This is a genomic window from Streptomyces verrucosisporus (genome assembly GCF_017114865.1).
In the GTDB taxonomy this organism is placed as follows: Bacteria; Actinomycetota; Actinomycetes; order Streptomycetales; family Streptomycetaceae; genus Streptomyces; species Streptomyces fenghuangensis.
In genome coordinates, this window is record NZ_JADEYH010000008.1 from 21726 (window position 1) to 45178 (window position 23453).

The window sequence follows — 23453 nt, forward strand, 5'->3', positions numbered from 1 at the left end:
CACGCCGTCGTACGCCGTCCGGCGCCGCGCCTTCCGCGGCCTGCCGGATGCTGTCCACAACGTCCAACTCCGACCACTGGTTTTGTACACATACTGGCCATGACGGGGTCCGGCCGGAGAGGGGTAGCCTAGCCGCGTGATCAGCGAGACACCCGCGGGAGGCAGTGCCGCCCCCGACCCCGGGCACCCGTGCGGCGCAGCCGGGACCGGGGGTGCCGCGGATCACCCCGTCTCCGGGCATGACGCCCCGCTCCGGCGGACACCTGGTGTGCCGGCGTCAGGCCCTCAGAACCCTCAACGCCTTGACGTCACGCAACGGCGCGCGACAGGAGCCAGACGACATGCAGACCAAGCTGGACGAAGCAAAGGCCGAGCTGCTCGAACGAGCCGCCCGGGTCGCCGATAGCGGTCCCGCCGGCAGCCAACCCGTACCGGGGCTGGACGCCGGGACCCTCGGCTCGTACCTCCAGCGCTACTACCTGCACACCGCTCCCGAGGACCTCACCGACCGCGACCCGGTCGACGTCTACGGGGCCGCGGTCTCCCACTGCCGGCTGGCCCAGCAGCGCCCCCAGGGCACCGCGAACGTCCGCGTCCACACCCCGTCCGTCGAGGAGAACGGCTGGACGTGTACCCACAGCGTCGTGGAGGTCGTCACCGACGACATGCCCTTCCTGGTGGACTCGGTCACCAACGAACTGACCAGGCAGGGACGCGGCATCCACCTGGTGGTCCACCCCCAGGTGGTCGTCCGCCGCGATGTCACCGGCCGGCTGCTCCAGGTCCTGGACTCGGGCGCCCGGCCCGGGCAGGGGCTGCCGGACGACGCGCTCACCGAGTCCTGGATCCACGTCGAGATCGACCGCGAGACCGACCGCGAGGACCTCGGACGGATCACCGCCGACCTGCGGCGCGTCCTGTCCGACGTGCGCGAGGCCGTCGAGGACTGGCAGAAGATGCGGAACGCCGCGCTGCGGATCGCCGACGGCCTGCCCGACGAGCCGCTCGCCGACGATCTGCCCGAACAGGAGGTGGAGGAGGCGCGCGAGCTGCTGCGCTGGCTCGCGGACGATCACTTCACCTTCCTGGGCTACCGCGAGTACGAGCTGACCACCGAGAGCGTGGACGGTGCCGAGGAGCTGCTGCTCAGCGCCGTCCCGGGCACCGGCCTGGGCATCCTGCGCTCCGACCCCCACCACGACGACCGGGGCGACGGGGATCCGGGCGGGGAGCGGGACGGCGCCTCCGTACCTCCCCACGCGCCCGCCCACACCCACGCCCACCCTGTCTCGCCCTCCTTCAACCGCCTCCCGGCCGGCGTCCGCGCCAAGGCCCGCGAGCACCGGCTGCTGGTGCTCACCAAGGCCAACAGCCGGGCCACCGTCCACCGCCCCTCCTACCTCGACTACATCGGGGTGAAGAAGTTCGACGAGGCGGGCAACGTGGTGGGGGAGCGCCGCTTCCTCGGACTGTTCTCGTCGGCCGCGTACACCGAGTCGGTGCGCCGGGTGCCCGTCATCCGCCGCAAGGTCGGGGAGGTGATCGGCTCCACCGGCTTCGTCCCCGACAGCCACGACGGCCGCGATCTGCTCCAGATCCTGGAGACGTACCCGCGCGACGAGCTCTTCCAGATCCCGGCCGACGAGCTGCGCGAGATCGCCACCTCCGTGCTGTACCTCCAGGAGCGCCGCAAACTCCGGCTCTACCTGCGGCAGGACGAGTACGGCCGCTACTACTCCGCGCTGGTCTACCTGCCGCGCGACCGCTACACCACCGCAGTGCGACTGCGGATGACCGACATCCTCATGGAGGAACTGGGCGGCACCAGCGTCGACTTCACCGCCTGGAACACCGAGTCCGTCCTCGCCCGGCTGCACTTCGTCGTCCGCGTCCCGCAGGGCACCGAGCTGGTACAGCTGACCCACGCCGACGCCGAGCGCATCGAGGCCCGGCTGGTGGAGGCCGCCCGCTCCTGGGCCGACGGCTTCTCCGAGGCGCTGGTCGCCGAGGTCGGCGAGGAGCGGGCGGCCCGGCTCGCCCACCGCTACGGCGGTGCCTTCCCCGAGGGCTACAAGGCCGACTTCCCGCCCCGCACCGCCGTCGCCGACCTCCAGTACATCCAGGGCCTGGAACGGGGCGAGGGGGTCAGCGACTTCGCGCTCAGCCTGTACGAGCCGGTCGGGGCCGGCCCCGGCGAGCGCCGTTTCAAGATCTACCGCACCGGCGAGCCCGTCTCGCTCTCCGCTGTGCTGCCGATCCTCCAGGCCATGGGCGTCGAGGTCGTCGACGAGCGCCCCTACGAACTGCGCTGCGCCGACCGCTCCCCGGCGTGGATCTACGACTTCGGGCTCCGGCTGCCGGCGAACCACGCGCAGAACCTGGAGGGCGACGCCCGCGAGCGCTTCCAGGACGCCTTCGCCGCCGTCTGGAGCGGCGAGGCCGAGAGCGACGGCTTCAACGCGCTGGTGCTGTCGGCCGGACTGACCTGGCGGCAGGCGATGGTGCTGCGCGCCTACGCCAAGTACCTGCGGCAGGCCGGCTCGCCCTTCAGCCAGGACTACATGGAGGACACCCTCCGCCGCAACGTCCACACCACCCGGCTGCTGGTCAGTCTCTTCGAGGCCCGTCTCTCCCCCGACCGCGCCGCCGCCGGCCACGAGCTGACCGACGGCCTGCTGGAGGAGCTGGACGGGGCGCTGGACCAGGTCGCCTCGCTGGACGAGGACCGCATCCTGCGCTCCTTCCTCACCCTCATCAAGGCCACCCTGCGCACGAACTACTTCCAGCCGCGCGACGAGGAGTCGGGCCGGCCGCACGCGTACGTGTCGATGAAGTTCGACCCGCAGGCCATCCCGGACCTGCCCGCGCCCCGCCCGGCGTACGAGATCTGGGTGTACTCGCCGCGGGTGGAGGGCGTGCACCTGCGCTTCGGCAAGGTCGCCCGCGGTGGCCTGCGCTGGTCCGACCGGCGCGAGGACTTCCGTACCGAGATCCTGGGTCTGGTCAAGGCGCAGGAGGTCAAGAACACGGTGATCGTGCCGGTGGGGGCCAAGGGCGGCTTCGTCGGCAAGCGGCTGCCCGACCCCTCGGCGGACCGCGACGCATGGCTGGCCGAGGGCGTCGCCTGCTACAAGACCTTCATCTCCGGCATGCTCGACATCACCGACAACCTCGTGGGCGGCCAGGTCGTGCCGCCCGAGCGAGTGGTGCGGCACGACGGTGACGACACCTACCTGGTCGTCGCCGCCGACAAGGGCACCGCCTCCTTCTCCGACACCGCCAACGAGGTCGCCACCGCCTACGGCTTCTGGCTCGGCGACGCCTTCGCCTCCGGCGGCTCGGCCGGCTACGACCACAAGGCCATGGGCATCACCGCCCGCGGCGCCTGGGAGTCGGTCAAGCGGCACTTCCGCGAGCTCGGCCACGACACCCAGACCGAGGACTTCACGGTCGTCGGCATCGGCGACATGTCCGGGGACGTCTTCGGCAACGGGATGCTGCTCAGCGAGCACATCCGGCTGGTGGCCGCCTTCGACCACCGGCACATCTTCCTCGACCCGGACCCGGACGCGGCCACCTCCTACGCCGAACGCCGCCGGCTGTTCGAACTGCCGCGCTCCTCCTGGGCCGACTACGACACCTCGCTGCTGTCGCCCGGCGGCGGCGTCCATCCCCGCAGCGCCAAGTCCATCCCCGTCGGCGCGCAGGTGCGCCAGGCGCTGGGCATCGAGGACGGCGTCACCAAGATGACCCCGGCCGAGCTGATGAGGGCCATCCTCAAGGCCCCGGTGGACCTGCTGTGGAACGGCGGCATCGGCACCTACGTCAAGGCGTCCGCCGAGACCGACGCCGACGTCGGCGACAAGGCCAACGACGCGATCCGCGTCGACGGCCGGGATCTGCGGGTGCGGGTCGTCGGGGAGGGCGGCAACCTGGGCCTGACCCAGCTCGGCCGCATCGAGTTCGCGCACGAGGGCGGCCGGATCAACACCGACGCCATCGACAACAGCGCGGGTGTGGACTCCTCCGACCACGAGGTCAACATCAAGATCCTGCTCAACTCGGTCGTCACCGAAGGGGACATGACCGTCAAGCAGCGCAACAGGCTGCTGGCGGAGATGACCGACGAGGTCGCCGAGCTGGTGCTGCGCAACAACTACGCGCAGAACGTGGCGCTGGCCAACGCGATGCGGCAGGCGCCCGATCTGCTCCACGCCCAGCAGCGCCTCATGCGCAGCCTGTCCCGCCAGGGACGGCTGGACCGGCAGCTGGAGTTCCTGCCGGCCGACCGGCAGATCCGCGAGCGGCTGGCACACGGCCACGGACTGACCCAGCCCGAGATGGCGGTGCTGCTGGCGTACGCCAAGATCACCGTCACCGAGGAGCTGGCCGACACCGATCTGGCGGACGACCCTTATCTGCAGCGACTGGCGCACGCGTACTTCCCCAGCGCACTGCGCGACCGCTTCCCCGAGCAGATCGAGCGCCACGCCCTGCGGCGCGAGATCGTCACGACCCTCCTGGTCAACGACACGGTCAACACGGGCGGCTCGACCCTGGTGCACCGGATGAAGGAGGAGTCGGGCGCCTCGGCGGAGGAGATCGTGCGGGCGCACACCGCAGCCCGGGAGATCTTCGGCCTGGCCCGGGTCTGGGACGAGGTCGAGGAGCTGGACAACGCCGTGGCCGCCGACGTCCAGACCCGGATGCGGCTGCACGCCAGGCGGCTGGTCGAGCGGGGCACCCGCTGGCTGCTGAACAACCGGCCGCAGCCGCTGAAGCTCGCCGAGACCATCGAGGTCTTCCGGGAGCGGGTGGAGGTGGTCTGGTCCCAGCTGCCCAAGCTGCTCAGGGGCGCCGACCTGGACTGGCACCAGAGCGTCGAGGACGAGCTGACCGGTGCCGGGGTCCCCGGCGACCTGGCGCTGCGGGTGGCGGGCTTCTCCTCCGCCTTCCCCGCGCTGGACGTGGTGGCCGTCGCCGACCGCACCGGCCGCGAACTGCTGGACGTCGCCGAGGTCTACTACGACCTGGCCGACCGGCTGGGCATCACCGAGCTCCAGGACAGGGTGAGCGAGCTGCCGCGCTCCGACCGCTGGCAGTCAATGGCCCGCGCGGCGATCCGCGAGGACCTCTACGCCGCCCACCAGCTCCTCACCGCGGACGTGCTGGCCTCCGGGGACGGCAGCGCCACGCCCGAGCAGCGTTTCAAGGCGTGGGAGGAGAAGAGCGCCGCCGTCCTGGGACGGGCCAGGGCCACGCTTGAGGAGATCCGCGAGTCGGACACCTTCGACCTGGCGAACCTGTCGGTGGCGATGCGCACGATGCGCACACTGCTGCGCAGCAACCGCTGACCGACCGCTGACGCGCCGCGGCGCGGGAAGCACGGTGAGAGGGGGCGGCCGGACGGCCGCCCCCTCTCACCGTGTGCGGCGCCGGACCGGCCCTACTTCACCGCGCCGGCCATCACGCCCGAGACGAACTGCCGCTGGAAGGCGAAGAACACCACCAGCGGGATCACCATCGACACGAACGCGCCCGATGCCAGTACGTCGATGTTGTTGCCGAACTGGCGCACCTGCTGCTGGAGGGCGACCGTGACCGGCGGATCGCCCGCGTCGGCGAAGATCAGCGCCACCAGCATGTCGTTCCACACCCACAGGAACTGGAAGATGCCCAGGCTCGCGATCGCCGGGCCGCCCAGCGGCAGCACGACACGGGTGAACAGCCGCACCTCGCCGGCACCGTCCAGCCGCGCGGCCTCCAGCATCTCCCGCGGGATCTCCGCGAAGAAGTTGCGCAGCAGGAAGATCGCGAACGGCAGGCCGAACGCCGTGTGGAAGACCACCACGCCGACGGTGGTCTCGAAGATCCCCAGGGTGTTGAAGAGTTTCGCCACCGGGATCAGCGCCACCTGCACCGGCACCACCAGCAGCCCGACGACGGCCAGGAACCACCAGTCCCGGCCGGGGAAGTCTAGCCAGGCGAAGGCGTATCCGGCCAGCGAGCCGATCACCACGACCAGCACCGTGGAGGGCACGGTGATGACCAGGGTGGTCAGCAGGGAGCCGGTGATGGCGTCGTTCTCCAGCAGGGAGAGGTAGTTGGAAGCCGTCAGCTGCGACCAGTCGCCCAGCGCCGTCCACCAGCCTGAGGAGGAGACATCGGAACGTTCCCGGAGGGAGGACAGCAGCAGCCCGGTGGTCGGCAGCAGCCACAGCAGGGCGACCACCACCAGGGTGAAGCGCACCGCCCAGTGCCCGGTGAACGCGGCGATCCGCGCGCCGAGCGGCCGGTGCGGCCGGCGCGTCCGTCCGTTCCGTTCCGGTCCCGTCGGCACGGGCGCGGCTCCGGATACCGGCTCCGGGCCGGATGCTGCCTCGGAGAGGGTGCTCACCGTCGGTTCTCCCTCCTCAGCCGCCGGATGTTGAAGACCATCACCGGCACCACCAGCAGCAGCAACAGCACCGCGATGGCGCTGCCCACGCCCTGGTCAGCGCCCGTGCCGAAGGACGACAGGTACAGCTGGAGCGCCAGTACGTTCGCGTCGGACTGGGTGGCGCCCGGGGCGATGATGTAGACGAGGTCGAAGATCTTCAGCACGTTGATCATCAGAGTGACGAGGACCACCGCGAGTACGGGGGCCAGCACCGGCACCGTGACCCTGCGGAAGACCTGCCACTCGTTCGCGCCGTCGACCCGCGCCGCCTCCAGCAGTTCGCGCGGCACCCCCGCCAGACCCGCCGCGATCAGCACCATCGCGAAGCCCGCCCACATCCAGACGTAGGAGGCGATGATGGCCGGGGTGACCAGGGACGGTCCGAGCCAGTCGACCCCGTTGTAGGCCTCGGTGAAGTTGGAGGCGGGCAGCCGCAGGCGGGCGCCGTCCGCCTCGGCAGGCAGGGCGAAGGTGCCGTCCTCGCCGGTGGTGGCGGTGGCCACCACCCTGCCGTCCCGCACGGCCTCGACCACCACCCCGGCCAGGGCCTTCTCGCCCGGGTCGACGGCGTTCGGCTCGCCCCCGCCGCCCTTGGCGAAGTCCACCCAGACCGTGCCGGTGACCTTGCCGTCGCCCGCGGGGCGCGCGGGCGACGCCTCGGCGGCGTCGGCCAGGTCCCGGGGAGGCACGCCCACCAGCGGCAGGTTCGCCGGATCGGCCGCGTCCGCCGCGGACTTCGTGGTGTACGAGCCGCCGGTCCCCTCCAACTCCCCGTCCGGCCGCGGGCGGGCGCCGGGCCAGGCGGAGGCCTCGTCGAAGGTGTCGTGGACCGAGACCCAGACGGCGTTGGCCACCCCGCGGTCCGGGTCCTGCTCGTACACCAGGCGGAAGATGATGCCCGCGGCGAGCATCGAGATGGCCATGGGCATGAAGACGATCAGTTTGAACGCGGTGCCCCAGCGCACCCGTTCGGTCAGTACCGCGAAGATCAGCCCGAGGGCGGTGCAGACGGTCGGGGCGACGACCACCCAGACCGTGTTGTTCCTGATCGCCGTCAGGGTGTCGTCGTCGGTGAACAGCTCGATGTAGTTGCCCAGGCCGACGAACCCGGTACCGGAGGCGTCGAAGAGGCTCCGGTGGACCGAGTAGACGATGGGATAGACCACCAGCGCGCCCAGCAGTACCAGGGCCGGCAGCAGGAAGCAGGCCGCCGACCAGGGCCGGGCGCGGACGATGGAGGAGCGGCGGGTCGCCGGGCCGCCCGCTGCGGCGGTCGACATGGCAGTCGTGCCTCCGTCCCGGCCCGTCAGTCGCCGTACGCCTTGGCCGCGGCGGCCTCCAGCTCCCGCTGGGCGCCGGCCACGTCCCCGGGATCGGCCAGGAAGTCCTGGAGCGCCTTCCACTCGCCGGCGCCCTTGGTGCCGCCGAAGGCGGCCGGGGCCTGGTCGGACATGTCGAAGCGGAAGTCGTCGCCCGCGGCGATCAGCGCCTCGGCGATGTCGCGCTGCACGTCGTCGGGGTAGACGGCGGTGTCCAGCTCCTTGTTGGGCGAGATGAAGCCGCCCTGCTCCGCCCAGATCGCGGCGGCGTCGGTGGAGGCCAGGAAGGTGAGCAGGGCGTGGGCGCCCTCACCGTCCTTCAGCGCCACCGCCGCGTCGCCCCCGCTGACCACGGGGGAGTCCTCACCGACGGCGGGGAAGGGGAAGACCTTGGCGTCCTGGCCGATCTCCGCCTCGGTGTCGCCGATGTTGACGGCGACGAAGTCACCCTCGTAGACCATCGCGGCCTGCGGCTGCTCGACGTCGGCGAAGACCTGGGTGACGGACTTGGGGAACTCCGTGCGCAGCGCGCCCTGGTTGCCGCCCGCCAGCAGCTCCTTCTCGCCGAACAGCTCGCCGAGGGTGTTGAGCGCATCCCGGACGGACGGGTCGGTCCACTTGATCTCGTGGGCGGCGAGCTGGTCGTACTTCTCGGGCCCGGCCTGGGAGAGATAGACGTTCTCGAACCAGTCGGTGAGCGTCCAGCCGTCCGCGCCGCCGACCGAGACCGGCGGGACACCGGAGTCGGAGAGGGTCTGCGCGGCCTCCAGGAACTCGTCCCAGGTCTTCGGCTCGCTCACGCCCGCGTTCTCGAAGGCGGTGGTGTTGTACCAGACCAGGGACTTGTTGGCGGCTTTGAAGTAGACGCCGTACTGCTCGCCGTCGTGGGCGCCCAGGTCCTGCCAGCCCTGGGAGAAGTTCTTCCCCAGCTGCTCGCGCGTCCCTTCCCTGAGCGGCTTGATCCAGCCCTTCTCGGCGAACTGGTGGAGCACGCCGACCTGCGGCAGCATCGCCACGTCCGGCGGCGCGCCGCCCTCGACCTTGGAGCCGACGAAGGTCGCCACGTTGTCACCGGTCGGAACGAAGCCGACCTCGGCGCCCGTGCGCTCCTCGAACTCGTCGAGGACCCTGCGGAAGTTCTTCTGCTCCGGTCCGGTCCACACGGCCGCCACCTGGAGCTTCTGCCCCTTCAGGTCCGGCAGTTCGACCGTGGCCTCCCGCCCGTCGCCGGCCCCGTCCCCGGAGGCCCCGGAGCCGTCGCCCCCGCCATCACCTCCGCCGCAGGCGGCCGTCAGTGAAAGGGCCAGCGCCGCGGCCAGCGCGATGCCCGCTCTGCGGGCCCGCGATCGAGTTGTACGGACAGAAGTGCGCATAGCTCACCGTCCCCACTGTGGGCACGGCCGGTCGTCGAACGGCCGCGCCGTACGTCCCGTTCGGTCAGTCCTACGCCTGAACACATTGCCCGGCAACAGGGCTTCACGTGTCAACTCGCCGTTCGTGACCGGCTCGTGACCGTAAGGCCTCGATCTCCTTGTGTGACGGTCATGTTGACGTCACATCAGCGGGGGAGGAGCGGGGGCGCCCGCCTCGCGGGCCGCGCGCTCGACCGCGCTGGCGAGCAGCGCCAGATCGGTCGGCCCGTTGCCCAGTTCACGTACGGGACGGCGGGCGGGGGGATCCCCGGCGCGCGCCCAGTCCAGGGGGACCACCGTCGGCCGCAGAGTCGCCGTACGGGGTATGCGGCCCGACACCCGGCCCGCCTGGAAGACGGTCACCGAGCCGTCCGGCCGGTGCAGCGCCCCCCGCCCCGGCAGCGGTCCCTCACCGGAGCCTCCCGGCCCCCCTGAACCGCCCGGACTCCCTGGACCACCCGGGCCGTCCGGACCGCCCGGGTCCCCCGGGCCGCCGGAGCCCAGGAAGGCCCGCAGGACCGCCCCCTGCCCGGTGGCCGTCCGCCCGGTGTGCTCCGGCCGCCCGGTGGCGGCCACCAGGTGCACCCCCAGCCGCGCCCCGTCCCGGGCCACGGCCTCCAGCGCCCTGACCACCGAACCGGCCGCCGGCCGGCCGGGGTTGCCCAGGGCGGGGGCGACCAGCGTGTCGAAGTCGTCGACGAGTACCACCAGCCGGGGCAGCGCTCCCGGCCGCGCGGCGCCGGCGGCCTCGGCGGGACCGGTCTGCCCCGGGGCCCGCAGCTTGAGGGCGCCGGACCCGGGGCCCGTGCCGGAAACCGTGCCCGAGGCCGTGCCCGCCACGGGAGCGCCCGAGGCCCGGCGCTGGGCGACCACCCGGGCGGCGGTCCCACCGCTGGCACGGTGCCGCGCCTGCGACACCTCCGCCGCGTACGCCTCGTACGTGCGGTCGCCGAGCAGTTCCGCGCGGCGTTTCAGCTCACCGCCCAGCGCCTGGGCGAACTCCCGCATCCGCACCGGATCCCCCGCGGCCAGGTACGTCGTGGCGTGCGGCAGGTCCCCGCAGACCCGCAGCCCGTCCCCGTCCCCGTCCACCAGGACCAGGGCGAGCCTGTCCGGCCGCTCTCCGGCCGCCAGCGAGGCGGCCGCCGAGCGCAGCAGCTCGGTCTTGCCGGAACCGGCCGGGCCGGAGACGAGGAAGGGGCCGTGGCCCGCGGCGAGATCGGCGGTGACCGGGCCGTGCGGGCCCGCGCCCAGCACGGCCTCGGCCCGCGGGCCGGCGGGTGTGCCGGGCTCGGCGGGATCGTCGGCCCAGCGGGCCAGCAGCGCGGCGGGGGTGGCCCGGGCCAGGCCCAGCTCCTCCAGCAGGCGGGAACTCGGCGGCAGCGGCACGGGGCGGTCCGAGGACGGGCCCCTGGCCGCGTCCGCCTCGCGCAGCGGCGCCAGTGCCCGGGCGAAGCGCTCGGCCCAGGCCGACGACACCCCGTCCACGGTCGCGACCGGGGCGTTCGCAGGATCCGTGCCGCGCGCCACCACCCGTATCGCCGTGGCGACGGCGCCGCTGAGCAGGCCGACGGCGCCGCAGAAGCGGAAGGCGGGGGAGGCGGCGGCCGCCGCCTCCAGGGTCACGGAGAGCGGGGAGGTGGGGGTGGCGGCCGAGGTCTCGGCCAGGCACAGCAGATGGACGCCCGCGGCCGGCCCGTGCGCAGCCAGCCGGGCCACGGCGTCGCGCAGCTCGGCCGGGCCCGGGTCGCCGTCGACCACGGCGACCGTCAGCGGGCCGCGGCGCGCGCCCGCGCCCGGCTCCGGTCCGTCCAGCCGCCGCAGCAGCTCCTCGGTGCGGGCGGCGGCCTGCTCGCGGTCGTACGCCAGCAGCAGGCGGCAGTCCTGGCCGTGGGCCGGACGCAGGTGCGGCAGCCAGCCCAGCCAGGACCAGTCGCCGCCCTCCGCCGCGTCGTGCGCGCCGCCGCGGGGCGCACGGCCCGGGGCGATCAGCACGACCTCCAGGGCGCCCGGCCCGTGCAGCGCGGTGAGCTGGGCGAGGACCGAGCGCACCAGCGGCATCAGCCGGGCCCGGGGGCCGGCCAGCCCCAGCGAACCCGTGCGCCGCAGATCCGCCGTCACCGGCTCGACGGCCCCGGCCGGGCCGCGGACCGAGCCGAGCCGGACGGTCAGCGCGTCGGGGTGGCCGGCGCCGCGCTCCCACAGCCGGGGGCCGGGGCCCAGCGCGGTGAGCAGGATCTCCGACGGGTCGGGCCGGCGCTCCTCGCCCGGCGCGGCCGCCGCTGTGGGCACGGCGGACGGGGCGGGCCGCGCCCGGCCGGCCCCGTCGGCGTCCGCGCCGCCGTCCTCCGGCCGTCCTCCGGCCAGCCGCCGGGCCCAGGCGCCCAGACCGCCGCGCCGGGGTCGCCCGGCGGCAGGGTCGCCGCCCGGGGGCGCGATCCCGGCTCCATGGGTGCCGCCGCCGGAAGGGAAGGGGCGGTCGGCGCGGCCGTGCTCGATCTCCCCGGCGTCCTCCGGGCCGCCGGGGACGTAAGGGGTGGCCGCCGAGCCGGGGCCGCCCGGTCCGCCGCCGGGCCCGTACGGCGGGAGCGCCGCGCGGCCCAGCCCGCGGACCGTCTCGGCGGCGGGAGCGGCGGGGCCCGCGGGCGCGCCGGGGGAGGCGGGAGCGGCCGAGGGCGCACGGCCCTGCTCCGGCAGCAGCCCGCCCGCGGCGGGGCCGCCCGCGCAGACCCGCAGATGCCCCTCCCCGTCCGGGACCGCGGGCACGTCCGGCAGCTCCTCCGCCCCGGCCCGCAGCCGTACGGCGGACTCGCCCAGCCGCAGTGTCGCGCCCGGCGGCAGCGGCACCGGGCGGTCGTGGACCGCGGCGCCGTCGACCGTCGTGCCGTTGGTGGAGGCCAGGTCGGTGACCGTCACCACCCCCGACTCCGCCACGGTGACCGTGCAGTGCAGCCGGGAGACGTCCGGATCGTCCAGCGGCACGTCCGCCTCGGCGGAGCGGCCCACGCGCACCTGCCCGCCGCGCAGCAGGTGGACCCCGCCCGCGTCCGGTCCGGCGACGACGTGCAGCCGGGCGCGCGTACCGGCGGGGGCCAGTCCGTGGCCCCAGGGCGCCGTCGGCCCGTACAGGGACACCACCGCGCCGTCCACCAGCGGCGGCACACCCAGCATCTGGCGCCCGGCGTCCAGCCGCTGCGCCCCGGCGAACACCGCCACCGCCTCCCCGGAACCGGCGGCGGGTGCGGCGCCGGCGGAGGCGGCCGCCGCGGCGAGGGCACCGGTCACCGCCGAGAGGGTGGTGCCGGCGGGGGCGGTCACCAGCACGTCGCAACCGCCGGTGCTCTGCTCCGCGTGACCGCCGCGCGGTCCGAGGACGGTCAGCCGGATCTGCATCGACATCGGCCCCTTCAGTCCCGTGATGCTGGATGCATCCTCGCACCGACCACTGTCACAGCGCCCGCGATCCTCCGTCGAATGATCTTGATTGGTCTGCTGTGCACGCAAATGTGGCCGGTAATTGCCCGCCCTCCGCGCGTTTCGCTCCGATGCGAAACCCCCGGCGGCCGCTCACCCGCAACCGTCCGCCCGCGCGGCGCGTCCGACAGGAAGCAGGGGACGGAGCACGGAGGACAGGGCGCGCAACGGGCCGGCCGTACGGAAGGCCGACCGGGCGGAGCGGCCCGGTCAGGCGCCCGCACACGCCCGTGCCCCGTCGCACACGGCACTACAGTGAGCCGCCGGAGCGCCGTACAGTGGCGGCTTGGGCAGTTCGAACGAACCAGGGAGCGCATGACGTGCGGCCGGTAGGCAGCAAGTACCTGCTCGAGGAGCAGCTCGGGCGCGGCGCCACGGGCACCGTCTGGCGCGCGCGCCAGAGGGAAGCGGCGGGCGCCGAGGCAGCCGTGGCCGGGCACCCCGGCGAGACCGTGGCCATCAAGGTCCTCAAGGAGGAGCTGGCGAGCGACCCGGACGTGGTGATGCGCTTCCTGCGCGAGCGCTCCGTCCTCCTCCGCCTGACCCACCCCAACATCGTCCGCACCCGCGACCTGGTGGTCGAGGGTGAACTCCTCGCCCTCGTCATGGACCTGATCGACGGTCCGGACCTGGACCGCTACCTGCGGCAGAACGGCCCCTTCTCGCCGGTCGCCGCCGCGCTGCTGACCGCCCAGATCGCCGACGCGCTGGCCGCCAGCCACGCCGACGACGTCGTCCACCGCGACCTCAAGCCCGCCAACGTGCTGCTCGCCGGTTCCGAGGACGACCCCGCGGGCCTGCGCCCGATGCTCACCGACTTCGGTATCGCGCGCCTGGCCGACTCCCCGGGGCTGACCCGCACCCACGAGTTCGTCGGCACCCCAGCCTACGTCGCGCCCGAGTCCGCCGAGGGCCGGCCGCAGACCTCCGCCGTGGACGTCTACGGCGCGGGCATCCTGCTGTACGAGCTGGTCACCGGCCGTCCCCCCTTCGGCGGCGGCACCGCGCTGGAACTCCTCCAGCGCCATCTGACCGAGGAGCCGCAGCGCCCCGGCAACGTACCCCTGCCGCTGTGGACGGTCATCGAGCGCTGCCTGCGCAAGAACCCCGGGGAGCGGCCCGGTGCCGAGAACCTGGCCCGCGCACTGCGGACGGTCGCCGAGGGGATCGGGGTGCACGCCACGCCCGCGCGGGCCGAGGCCGCGATGGGCGTCGCCGCGCTGCTGGGCCCCGACCCGTCGCCCGCTCCGGTGCCCGGGCAGGCCCCGGCCGGCGCCTCGGACGCAACCCAGGTGCTGCCGACCACGGGCCGGCCCGGCGACGGTACCCCCGTGTACGACCCCGACGCCGTCACCGGCTTCCTGCCGCACGCCGGTGCCGCCGGCCCGGGGGGCCCCGGCGCGGGCGGCTCCGACGAGGGCGCCACCCAGGTCATGCCGCCCATGCCCCCGGGTGCGCCCGCCGGCGGCGGGGACGGTCCGGGCCCCGAGGATCCGCATCCCTGGCAGACCCAGCTGCGCGCCGCCCGGGACCGCAACGAGCAGACCCAGATCCAGCCGCTGGACCCGGAGCACGATCCGCTGCGCCGCCGCCCCCAGCGCCGTGCCGCCCCGCAGCAATACCAGCGGCCCGAGCACCAGCAGCCCGGGTACCAGCAGCAGCCCCCGCCCCAGCCGCAGCAGCGCGCCCGGCAGCAGCAGCCGCGGCAGCCCTACGCCCCCGCGCCGCGGCACCGGCCGGAGCCGCAGCCGCAGCGGTACGAACCTCCGCGCCCGCCCGAGCCCCGGCGCGAGCCCCGCCCGCCGCGGCAGCGTGGCGCGAACCCCATGCGCATCCCAGGGCTCGGCTGTCTCAAGGGCTGCCTGTTCATGGTGCTGATCTTCGTGCTGATCTGTGTGCTGGTGTGGAACTTCACCCCGCTGCCCGAGTGGTGGGACCAGGGCCGGCAGTTCTGGGAGGACACCAAGGACTGGGTGGGCGAGGCCTGGACGTGGATGACGGAGCTCGGCAACACGGCCGAGGAACTGCCCACCGATCTCCCCTCAGAGATCCCCACGGAGATCCCCGCGAACAACTGACGACGGGAGACGGGGCTCCGCGGAGGCGGCGGCCCGGTTGCTTTGTCGACTTTCGGGGCGGATTTCCGCCCCGGAGGTGGTGGTTGCCGCCATCCGGGGGGCGCGGCGGTCCCGCGGAAGCGTAGTTTTGTCGCCATGTCACGGAAGATCGGCAGTCGGTACACCGCCCATCGGATCCTGGGCCGGGGCAGCGCCGGCACGGTGTGGCTGGGTGTGGGGCCGAAGGGCAGCCCCGTCGCCGTCAAGCTGCTGCGCGAGGACCTGGCCGCGGACCAGGAGCTGGTGGGCCGCTTCGTGCAGGAGCGCACCGCGCTGCTCGCCCTGGACCACCCGCGCGTGGTCAAGGTGCGCGACCTGGTGGTCGACGGCAACGACCTCGCCCTCGTCATGGACCTCGTGCGCGGCACCGATCTGCGCACCCGGCTGGAGCGCGAGCGCCGCCTGGCCCCGGAGGTGGCCGTCGCCGTGGCCGCCGACGTCGCCGACGCGCTGGCCGCCGCCCACGCGGCCGGGATCGTCCACCGCGACGTCAAGCCCGAGAACATCCTGCTCGACGTCCACGGCCCGGCCGGGCCCGGCGGCGCCCCGCCCGCGCTGCTCACCGACTTCGGCATCGCCAAGCTGATCGACGCGCCCAGCCGGGGCGGCGGCAGCAAGGTCGTCGGCACCCCCGACTACGTCGCCCCCGAGATCGTCGAGGGCCTGCCGCCACGTGCCTCCGTCGACGTCTACGCCCTGGCCACGGTGCTGTACGAGCTGCTGGCCGGTTTCACGCCCTTCGGCGGAGGGCACCCAGGGGCCGTGCTGCGCCGCCACGTCACCGAGCGCGTCGCCCCGCTGCCCGGCATCCCCGACGAGCTGTGGCAGCTGATCAACCAGTGCCTGGCCAAGGCCCCGGCCTCCCGGCTGCGCGCCTCCGAGACGGCCGCGCGGCTGCGGGAGATCCTGCCGGCCCTGGCGGGACTGCCGCCGCTCGACATCGACGAGCCCGAGCCGGAGACCGGCGCCCACGGCGGCCCCGCGTACGACGACGGGGGGTACGGGCCCGGTACGGACGCCGACCCGTACGGCGCGCCCGCCCGCGGCGCCGTCCCGCTCGTCCACGGCGGCCCCGCGCCCGACTCCACCCGCGACACCCACACCAGCATGCGCGTCCCCGGCGCGGACGAGCTGGCGGGCGGCGCCCACGGCACCGCCCGCGCCCCCCGCGCCCCGGGCAGCCCGCGAGCCGGCTCCGCCCGCCACCGGGCGGCCGAGCGCCGCCGCAGGGTCAGGCAGGGCGTCACGGCCACGGCCGTCGCCGCAGCGCTCGGCATCGGCGGCTGGCTGGCCCTGTCCGGGGGAGGAGAGGAGGGCGGCGGCCCCGCGGTCCCCTCGCACAGCGAGGAGGACCGCCCGCGGGAGCCCTGAGGGGCGACCCGCGGGGAGCGGTCCCGGCAAGCCCCGGGCGGGCGTCGCCGGGCCCGGGGCTCCGAGCGGCAGGGCCCCGTCCGACGGGGCGGCGGCAAAGGTCCCGGCAACCGTTAGTCTGGAGGGCGTGGCAGTTGTCGACGTATCCGAAGCACTGAAGTCCCTCACCTCGACCATGGAGTCGATCGAGGCCGTCCTGGACCTCGAGAAGCTGAGGGCCGAGGTCGCCGTGCTCGAAGAGCAGGCGGCGGACCCGGCCCTGTGGAACGACACCGAGAACGCCCAGCGGGTGACCAGCAAGCTGTCCCTGCTCCAGGCGCAGGTCCGCAAGGTGGAGGAGCTGCACGGCCGGATCGACGACCTGGGAATCCTGTTCGAGCTGGCCGAGACCGAGGACGACGCGGACACGCGCGCCGAGGCCGAGGGCGAGCTCCGGGCCGTCCAGAAGGCCGTGGACGAACTGGAGGTCCGCACCCTCCTGTCCGGTGAGTACGACCCCCGCGAGGCGATGATCAGCGTCCGCGCGGAGGCCGGCGGCGTGGACGCCGCCGACTTCGCCGAGCAGCTGATGCGCATGTACCTGCGCTGGGCCGAGCGCAAGGGCTACCCGACCGAGGTCCTGGACACCTCGTACGCCGAGGAGGCGGGCATCAAGTCCGCCACCTTCTCCGTCAAGGCCCCCTATGCCTACGGCACCCTCTCCGTCGAGCAGGGCACCCACCGCATGGTGCGCATCTCGCCCTACGACAACCAGGGCCGCCGCCAGACGTCCTTCGCGGGCATCGAGGTGATGCCGGTGGTCGAGCAGACCGACCACATCGAGATCCCCGAGAACGAGATCCGGGTCGACGTCTTCCGCTCCTCCGGCCCCGGCGGCCAGTCGGTCAACACCACCGACTCCGCGGTCCGGATGACGCACATCCCCACCGGCATCGTCGTCTCCTGCCAGAACGAGAAGTCCCAGATCCAGAACCGCGCCGCCGCCATGCGCGTCCTCCAGGCACGCCTCCTGGCGCACCGCCGGGCCGAGGAGCAGGCCAAGATGGACGCCCTCAAGGGCGACGGCGGCAACTCCTGGGGCAACCAGATGCGTTCGTACGTCCTCCAGCCGTACCAGATGGTCAAGGACCTGCGCACCGAGCACGAGGTCGGCAACCCCCAGTCCGTCCTCGACGGTGACATCGACGGCTTCCTGGAGGCGGGCATCCGCTGGCGCAAGCAGCAGGAGCAGCAGAACGCCGGCTGACCCGCGGCGGGCCCGCCCGGGGCGGGTTCCCGCGGAAGCTCCTCCTCCTGTGTGTCGGTTCTGTCACAACCCGGTCCGCCGGACTTCCAACTACCCGCCCACCATGGACATTTCGGGTTGGTCCGGCTTGACGGCGGTGTCGGCCCTGGGAAAGCATTCTGGCCGGCACGCGCGTGTTCGGGGCGCGTAAGTACGGGGGTGGACAGAGCCCGACCGCTGATCGGTCGCCGGCTCGACACGACGGACCCCGGCACGCAGGAAGCTCCGCACGGCTGCCCCATTGACGAAGACCACTACTGGGGGTAGTTGGCATATGACAAATTCCAGGACGCGAGTGCGCGTCGCGCGGGTCGCCGCCGGTGCGGTGTTCCTCGCGGGTGTGTCGCTGACGGCCGTCGGCACGGCGTCGGCCGTGGGCGTGGACGCCGCCGTTCAGATCGGCATCATGGGTGACGACTCCGACGGTGACGCCACGACCGGTGAAACCACCACGACCGGCGGGGACACCACCACGAGCGGCGGGAACACCGTGATCGGTGGCCTCGACGAGGGGCAGACCACCACGGGCGGGGACACCACCACGGGTGGGGACACCACGACCGGCGGGGATACCACCACGGGCGGCGACTCCACGACCGGCGGGGATACCACCACGGGCGGGGACACCACGACCGGCGGGGACACCACGACCGGCGGGGATACCACCACGGGCGGGGACACCACCACGGGCGGGGACACCACCGACGGCGGCAACGCCAGCAACGGCACCAACGGGAACTCCGGTGGCGACACCGGTTCCACCGGCGGTGACGCCGAGGGGTCCACCGGAGACAACGGGAGCAGCGGCGGTCCCACCGGCGGTGCCGGCGAGGAGCCGGCCACCACCGGCGGCACCGGCGGCGGCGAGGACGAGAACCCGAACACCTGCATCCTCGACGAGTCCACCGTGGACTGCGGCCCCGGCACCGACTCCGTCGGCACCAAGCCGATCAGCCAGGAGAAGCCGAAGGAGGAGCTGGCCGAGACCGGCGCCGCCGAGACGACCTTCCTGCTGATCGGTGCGGCCACGATGATCGCCGGTGGCATCGGCTTCCGCCTGATGCCGCGCATGGTGGGCCGCAACACCGTCGCCTGAGCGAACGGCGCGGCGCCGCACACGCGTGACAGCGTGTGACGGCATGCGGCGACAGCGCACACGAGGGGCCCGGGACGCGTCCAGCGTCCCGGGCCCCTCGTACGTCTCACGAGCCCCCCACAGGTCTCGTACGTCGCACGGTGGCGTACGCGCGCGCATGGCCCGCGATGCGTCCTACACGGCGGCCTGGCGGGCCAGCAGGGCCACGGCGATCAGGGTCAGCAGCAGTGCCGCCAGCGCGGCCGGGGAGAGGGAGCCCAGGGAGAACGGTCCGTTCTCCCGGTGCAGTCGCTCACGGTGCGCGCGGCACACAGGGCAACGGCCCTCGCTCACCGGCCCTGCGCAGTTGGCGCACACCAGTCGGTCGCACGTCATGCGATGTCCTCCTTATGCAACACCAACGCCACCGGGCGGCCCTCTGTTCCCGCTTCCGCCTCCGCGGGCCGGAAGCTCTGCCTCCACTGTGCCAGCACCGGGGCCGGAGCGCAGAAAGTCGTGGCCAATGCCTGGTTTGTGCCTGATGTGCGGCCGGACAAAACCCTCAACCGCGGACGCGGACTGCGGCCCTCGCGCGGATTCGCGTAGGGTCACCACACCGACGGGGATCCACTCCGCGGTTTCCGCTGCCCCTACCCAGGTCGACGTGGTGTAAATCCGTGATCCGATTCGACAACGTCTCGAAGTTCTACCCCAAGCAGAACCGCCCCGCCCTCCGCGACGTTTCGCTGGAGGTCGAGCGTGGCGAGTTCGTCTTCCTGGTGGGCTCCTCCGGCTCCGGCAAGTCCACCTTCCTGCGGCTGATCCTGCGGGAGGAGCGCGCCAGCCACGGGCAGGTGCACGTCCTCGGCAAGGACCTCGCCCGCCTGTCCAACTGGAAGGTGCCGCACATGCGCCGCCAGATCGGCACGGTCTTCCAGGACTTCCGGCTGCTCCCCAACAAGACGGTGGGGGAGAACGTCGCCTTCGCGCTGGAGGTGATCGGCCGGTCGCGCGGCGACATCCGCAAGTCCGTTCCCCAGGTGCTCGATCTGGTCGGCCTGGCGGGCAAGGAGGACCGGATGCCCGGCGAACTGTCCGGCGGTGAGCAGCAGCGGGTGGCCATCGCCCGCGCGTTCGTCAACAAGCCGAAGCTGCTGATCGCCGACGAGCCCACCGGCAACCTCGACCCGCAGACCTCGGTCGGCATCATGAAGCTGCTGGACCGGATCAACCGCACCGGGGCGACCGTGCTCATGGCCACCCACGACCAGCAGATCGTCGACCAGATGCGCAAGCGCGTGATCGAACTAGAAAAGGGCCGTCTCGTGCGCGACCAGTCGCGCGGTGTCTACGGCTACCAGCACTGAAAGGACGCCATGCGCGCCCAGTTCGTACTGTCGGAGATCGGCGTCGGTCTCCGCCGCAACCTCACGATGACCTTCGCGGTGATCGTCTCCGTCGCCCTGTCGCTGGCCCTGCTCGGCGGTGCGCTGCTCGCCCGTGAACAGGTGAACAGCATGAAGGGGTTCTGGTACGACAAGGTCCAGGTGTCGATCTACCTCTGCAACGAGAACGACGCCGACTCCGACCCCAACTGCGCCAAGGGAGCGGTCACCGCGCAGCAGAAGCGCCAGATCAAGGCGGACCTCGACAAGCTCGACATAGTCGAGACGGTCTACCACGAGTCCGCCGAGCAGGCGTACAAGCACTACCGGGAGCAGTTCAAGGACTCCCCGCTGGCCGACTCGCTGACCCCGGACCAGATGCAGGAGTCCTACCGGGTCAAGCTGAAGGATCCGACCAAGTTCGAGGTCATCAGCACCGCCTTCTCCGGCCGTGACGGCGTCCAGGAGGTCCAGGACCAGCGGAACCTGCTGGAGAACCTCTTCCGGATGCTGGAGGGCATGAACTTCGCGGCGCTCGGGCTGATGGGGCTGATGCTGGTCGTCGCCCTGCTGCTGATCGTCAACACCGTGCGGGTGGCGGCGTTCAGCAGGCGCAGGGAGACGGGGATCATGAGACTGGTGGGCGCGTCCAGTTTCTACATCCAGATGCCGTTCATCGCGGAGGCCGCGTTCGCCGGGCTGCTGGGCGCGGTCGGCGCCACGGTGCTGCTGGTGGTCGGCCGCTACTTCCTCATCGACGCCGGCCTGTCGCTGGCCGAGCAGATGCCGCTGATCGACTTCATCGGCTGGGACGCGCTGCTCAAGGTGCTCCCGCTGGTGTTCGTGGTCGGTGTGCTGATGCCGGCACTGGCCGCCTTCATCACGCTGCGTAAGTATCTGAAGGTGTGATGTGACCGCGCTCCGGGAGCGCCCGGGGGCCGTTCAAACGCCCCCGGGCGCGCTCGTTGTGTGACGAAGGACGCCGTGGCCGTTCGTGCGACCTCCCGTGCGGCGCCCGCCCGTGTCCTAGACTCCGCAGCATGCCGGGTACGTCGAAGTTCGTTCCCCACGGTTCCGCCCGGGTCGCGGCCACGGTCCCGGAGGGCGGGCGCCGTTCCCGGCGCATCCTCCGGGGGACGGGGCTGACCCTGGTCTTCGTGGCCGTACTGGGGGCCGGGGCCGTCACCGAATCATGGGGGGACGTCACCGAGGGTGACGCGGCGTCCGTGAGTCCGGGACCGGCGGGCGAGGGCACGGAGGGGGTGACCCCGCCGCGGGAGGACACCGCGCACGACGCCGAGGAACTGGTCAGCCGCAGCGGGGACCGCTGGGCCGCCGCGTACACCGCCCGCGAGTACGAGGGGCTGAGGCAGTCCCTGGACGGCCGGTACGTCGGCGTGGGCGTCTCCGTACGCCGTACGGGCGCCGACCGGATCGAGATCGCCCGCGTCCAGCCCGGCAGTCCCGCCGCGAAGGCGGGCGTACGCGCCGGGGACCGGCTGGTAACCGTCGACGGCACCAGCGCCGAGGGCCGCCCCGTCACCGATGTGGTGGCACTGCTGCGCGGTGGCGCGCCGGGGGAGGGGGCTCCGCCCGGCAGCCGTGTCGTACTCGGCCTGAGCCGCGGGAGCCTGCGCTGGGAGGAGGGGCTGGAGAGGGCCCGGCTCAGCGTCGAGACCGTCACCGTCACCACGCTGGGCGCGGCCTCCTCCGGCGCGCCGGAGGATCCGGGCGATCCGGCCGCCGACGCCGCCCGCGTCAGGATCGACTCGTTCACCAGGGGCACGGGGGAGCAGTTGCGCCGCGCGATGGAGGGCCTTCCCCCGGGCGGGGGAATCCTGCTCGACCTGCGCGGCAACTCCGGCGGTCTGGTCGCCGAGGCCGCCGAGGCCGCCTCCGTCTTCCTCGACGGCGGTCTGGTGGCCACCTACGGGGACGGCGACACCGAGCGGGCGCTGTACGCCGAGCCCGGCGGGAACACCGCGTCCCCCCTGGTGGTGCTGGTCGACGGCGGCACGATGAGCGCCGCCGAACTCCTGGCCGGTGCCCTCCAGGACCGGGGCCGGGCGGTCGTCGTCGGCACCCGCACCTTCGGCAAGGGCTCGGTCCAGGAGCCGAGGGAGCAACCGGACGGCTCGGTCGCCGAGCTGACCGTCGGCCACTACACCACCCCCGGCGGACGGACCTTCGAGGAGGACGGGCTGGTGCCGGACCTGGAGGTGCGGCCGGGGCAGGACGCCCAGGAGGAGGCCCGCACGGTATTGAGTGGCCTCGCCACCCGGTCGTAGTGGAACAATGGCGGTGCTATGGCTAAAGAGACGGGGCGCAAACTCATCGCGCAGAACAAGAAGGCGCGGCACGACTACCTCATCCTCGACACCTACGAGTGCGGGCTGGTGCTGACCGGCACCGAGGTGAAGTCGCTGCGGCAGGGGCGGGCGTCTCTGGTGGACGGCTTCGCCCAGCTCGACGGCGGTGAGGCGTGGCTGCACAACGTGCACATCCCCGAGTACAGCCAGGGGACGTGGACCAACCACAGCGCGCGGCGCAGGCGGAAGCTGCTGATGCACCGCGCCGAGATCGACAAGCTGATCGGCAAGCTCCAGGAGTCGGGCCTGACGCTGGTCCCGCTCCAGCTGTACTTCAAGGACGGCCGAGCCAAGGTCGAGGTCGCGCTGGCGCGCGGAAAGAAGGAGTACGACAAGCGGCAGGCGCTGCGGGAGAAGCAGGACCGCCGAGAGGCCGAGCGCGCGGTCTCGGCGGCCCGCCGGCGCCGGCGGGCCTGACGGCCGCGTACGGGCCGGGGCCGGGGCGGTCGGTGTGGCCGGTGCCGTCCGGGAACAATCCCGGACGGGGCGCTGTTGGACCGCACGTACGGGACGTACGGGGACCGCGTGGTCCGGCCGGCGGCTCCCCGCGGGGGAATGCGCTGGCAGCCTTACGCGTTGACCCGTACAATGGCACCAGCGCCGTCCGGTTCAGGCCGGGCGAGCTTGTCAAATGAACATGGGGATGATCGGTTTCGACAGCGGCTGTTGAAGCAGGGGAAGCGAGCCGAGGAACGCGGCAATGATCTCGTTAACCATGTGCCGCAAAAAAATAATCGCCAACACCAAGCGCGATTCCTTCGCCCTCGCTGCCTGATCAGCGACTCGCGAAGTGTCAGCCCAGGGGCGTTCCCGCCCTGGATCCTGGCATCAGCTAGGGAACTCCACCGTTAGCCCCGGTCACGGGGGTTGGCGGGACATCAAACAGTGACTGGGCCTGTCGGCGGCTTGTCCGCGTGACCGCCGGGGCCGAGAAAATCACAGCGGACTGCGCTCGGAGAAGCCCTGGTTCTGCACCGTTGGACGCGGGTTCGATTCCCGCCATCTCCACTCACCCCATGTGGGCCCAAGGCCCCGCCGTCCTCGGACGGCGGGGCCTTCGGCATGTCCCGGGCCGGGCGGCGGCCGGTTCGCCGGGCACCGCCGCGGGAGGCGGGACGTGGGCGGGCCCGGTGGGCGAGTTCGGCATGTACACACCCTGGGCCGGGCGTCTGTGAGGTGTCCAACACTTTGTGGCTGGTCATTGACG

The 23453-nt window shown here is 73.0% G+C and carries 14 protein-coding genes and 1 other RNA gene; 10 read left to right on the forward strand and 5 right to left on the reverse strand.

The window, feature by feature from the left end:
• Nucleotides 1-341: 341 nt before the first annotated feature.
• Nucleotides 342-5354 (forward strand): NAD-glutamate dehydrogenase, encoded by a 5013-nt coding sequence (locus tag IQ279_RS11540; protein ID WP_206348316.1) that lies wholly within the window; start codon nucleotides 342-344, stop codon nucleotides 5352-5354.
• A 92-nt stretch (nucleotides 5355-5446) separates the two neighbouring features.
• Here IQ279_RS11540 and IQ279_RS11545 read toward each other — a convergent pair whose 3' ends face one another.
• The 4 genes from IQ279_RS11545 to IQ279_RS11560 all read right to left on the reverse strand — a co-directional run bounded on the left by IQ279_RS11545 (nucleotide 5447) and on the right by IQ279_RS11560 (nucleotide 12569).
• Nucleotides 5447-6340 (reverse strand): carbohydrate ABC transporter permease, encoded by an 894-nt coding sequence (locus tag IQ279_RS11545; protein WP_307792323.1) that lies wholly within the window; start codon nucleotides 6338-6340, stop codon nucleotides 5447-5449.
• Between the two features lie 53 nt (nucleotides 6341-6393).
• Nucleotides 6394-7719: a carbohydrate ABC transporter permease gene (locus IQ279_RS11550; RefSeq protein WP_206348318.1), complete on the reverse strand. Its 1326-nt coding sequence runs from the start codon at nucleotides 7717-7719 to the stop codon at nucleotides 6394-6396.
• A 26-nt stretch (nucleotides 7720-7745) separates the two neighbouring features.
• Nucleotides 7746-9131 (reverse strand): ABC transporter substrate-binding protein, encoded by a 1386-nt coding sequence (locus tag IQ279_RS11555; RefSeq protein ID WP_206348319.1) that lies wholly within the window; start codon nucleotides 9129-9131, stop codon nucleotides 7746-7748.
• A 180-nt stretch (nucleotides 9132-9311) separates the two neighbouring features.
• A complete protein-coding gene (locus IQ279_RS11560) occupies nucleotides 9312-12569 on the reverse strand; it encodes an FHA domain-containing protein (RefSeq protein WP_443742659.1) in 3258 nt (1085 codons plus the stop codon).
• Between the two features lie 395 nt (nucleotides 12570-12964).
• On the opposite strand from IQ279_RS11560, the gene IQ279_RS11565 reads away from it, so the two are divergent.
• The 4 genes from IQ279_RS11565 to IQ279_RS11580 all read left to right on the forward strand — a co-directional run bounded on the left by IQ279_RS11565 (nucleotide 12965) and on the right by IQ279_RS11580 (nucleotide 18513).
• On the forward strand, nucleotides 12965-14722 hold the full coding sequence (locus tag IQ279_RS11565; protein WP_206348320.1) for a serine/threonine-protein kinase: 1758 nt from the start codon (nucleotides 12965-12967) through the stop codon (nucleotides 14720-14722).
• Between the two features lie 135 nt (nucleotides 14723-14857).
• The gene (locus tag IQ279_RS11570; protein WP_206348321.1) at nucleotides 14858-16132 is read left to right on the forward strand and encodes a serine/threonine-protein kinase; all 1275 of its coding nucleotides are present in this window, start codon (nucleotides 14858-14860) and stop codon (nucleotides 16130-16132) included.
• A 127-nt stretch (nucleotides 16133-16259) separates the two neighbouring features.
• The gene (prfB, locus tag IQ279_RS11575) at nucleotides 16260-17378 is read left to right on the forward strand and encodes a peptide chain release factor 2 (protein ID WP_206348322.1); all 1119 of its coding nucleotides are present in this window, start codon (nucleotides 16260-16262) and stop codon (nucleotides 17376-17378) included.
• A gap of 313 nt (nucleotides 17379-17691) precedes the next feature.
• Nucleotides 17692-18513: an LPXTG cell wall anchor domain-containing protein gene (locus tag IQ279_RS11580; protein ID WP_206348323.1), complete on the forward strand. Its 822-nt coding sequence runs from the start codon at nucleotides 17692-17694 to the stop codon at nucleotides 18511-18513.
• 174 nt (nucleotides 18514-18687) lie between these two features.
• Here the strand turns inward: IQ279_RS11580 and IQ279_RS11585 are convergent, their stop codons facing one another.
• Nucleotides 18688-18888, reverse strand: coding sequence for a hypothetical protein (locus tag IQ279_RS11585; RefSeq protein WP_206348324.1), 201 nt, complete (start codon nucleotides 18886-18888; stop codon nucleotides 18688-18690).
• 281 nt (nucleotides 18889-19169) lie between these two features.
• Here IQ279_RS11585 and ftsE point away from each other — a divergent pair, with 281 nt between their 5' ends.
• The 5 genes from ftsE (at nucleotide 19170) to ssrA (ending at nucleotide 23257) form a co-directional block, all read left to right on the forward strand.
• On the forward strand, nucleotides 19170-19859 hold the full coding sequence (gene ftsE / locus IQ279_RS11590; RefSeq protein WP_206348325.1) for a cell division ATP-binding protein FtsE: 690 nt from the start codon (nucleotides 19170-19172) through the stop codon (nucleotides 19857-19859).
• 9 nt (nucleotides 19860-19868) lie between these two features.
• Nucleotides 19869-20786, forward strand: coding sequence for a permease-like cell division protein FtsX (gene ftsX, locus IQ279_RS11595; protein WP_101254604.1), 918 nt, complete (start codon nucleotides 19869-19871; stop codon nucleotides 20784-20786).
• Between the two features lie 239 nt (nucleotides 20787-21025).
• Nucleotides 21026-22165 (forward strand): S41 family peptidase, encoded by a 1140-nt coding sequence (locus IQ279_RS11600; protein WP_241027991.1) that lies wholly within the window; start codon nucleotides 21026-21028, stop codon nucleotides 22163-22165.
• 18 nt (nucleotides 22166-22183) lie between these two features.
• A complete protein-coding gene (gene smpB / locus IQ279_RS11605) occupies nucleotides 22184-22663 on the forward strand; it encodes an SsrA-binding protein SmpB (RefSeq protein WP_206348327.1) in 480 nt (159 codons plus the stop codon).
• Between the two features lie 222 nt (nucleotides 22664-22885).
• Nucleotides 22886-23257, forward strand: a transfer-messenger RNA (tmRNA) gene (ssrA, locus tag IQ279_RS11610).
• Nucleotides 23258-23453: the final 196 nt, after the last annotated feature.

What these genes read in the sequence shown, in the direction of transcription:
- IQ279_RS11550 (WP_206348318.1), bottom strand. Translation starts at nt 7,719, where the DNA reads ATGTCGACCGCCGCAGCGGGCGGCCCGGCGACCCGCCGCTCCTCCATC.
- IQ279_RS11560 (WP_443742659.1), bottom strand. Translation starts at nt 12,569, where the DNA reads ATGTCGATGCAGATCCGGCTGACCGTCCTCGGACCGCGCGGCGGTCAC.
- IQ279_RS11585 (WP_206348324.1), bottom strand. Translation starts at nt 18,888, where the DNA reads ATGACGTGCGACCGACTGGTGTGCGCCAACTGCGCAGGGCCGGTGAGC.
- IQ279_RS11570 (WP_206348321.1), top strand. Translation starts at nt 14,858, where the DNA reads ATGTCACGGAAGATCGGCAGTCGGTACACCGCCCATCGGATCCTGGGC.
- ftsX (WP_101254604.1), top strand. Translation starts at nt 19,869, where the DNA reads ATGCGCGCCCAGTTCGTACTGTCGGAGATCGGCGTCGGTCTCCGCCGC.
- IQ279_RS11580 (WP_206348323.1), top strand. Translation starts at nt 17,692, where the DNA reads ATGACAAATTCCAGGACGCGAGTGCGCGTCGCGCGGGTCGCCGCCGGT.
- smpB (WP_206348327.1), top strand. Translation starts at nt 22,184, where the DNA reads ATGGCTAAAGAGACGGGGCGCAAACTCATCGCGCAGAACAAGAAGGCG.
- IQ279_RS11540 (WP_206348316.1), top strand. Translation starts at nt 342, where the DNA reads ATGCAGACCAAGCTGGACGAAGCAAAGGCCGAGCTGCTCGAACGAGCC.
- IQ279_RS11555 (WP_206348319.1), bottom strand. Translation starts at nt 9,131, where the DNA reads ATGCGCACTTCTGTCCGTACAACTCGATCGCGGGCCCGCAGAGCGGGC.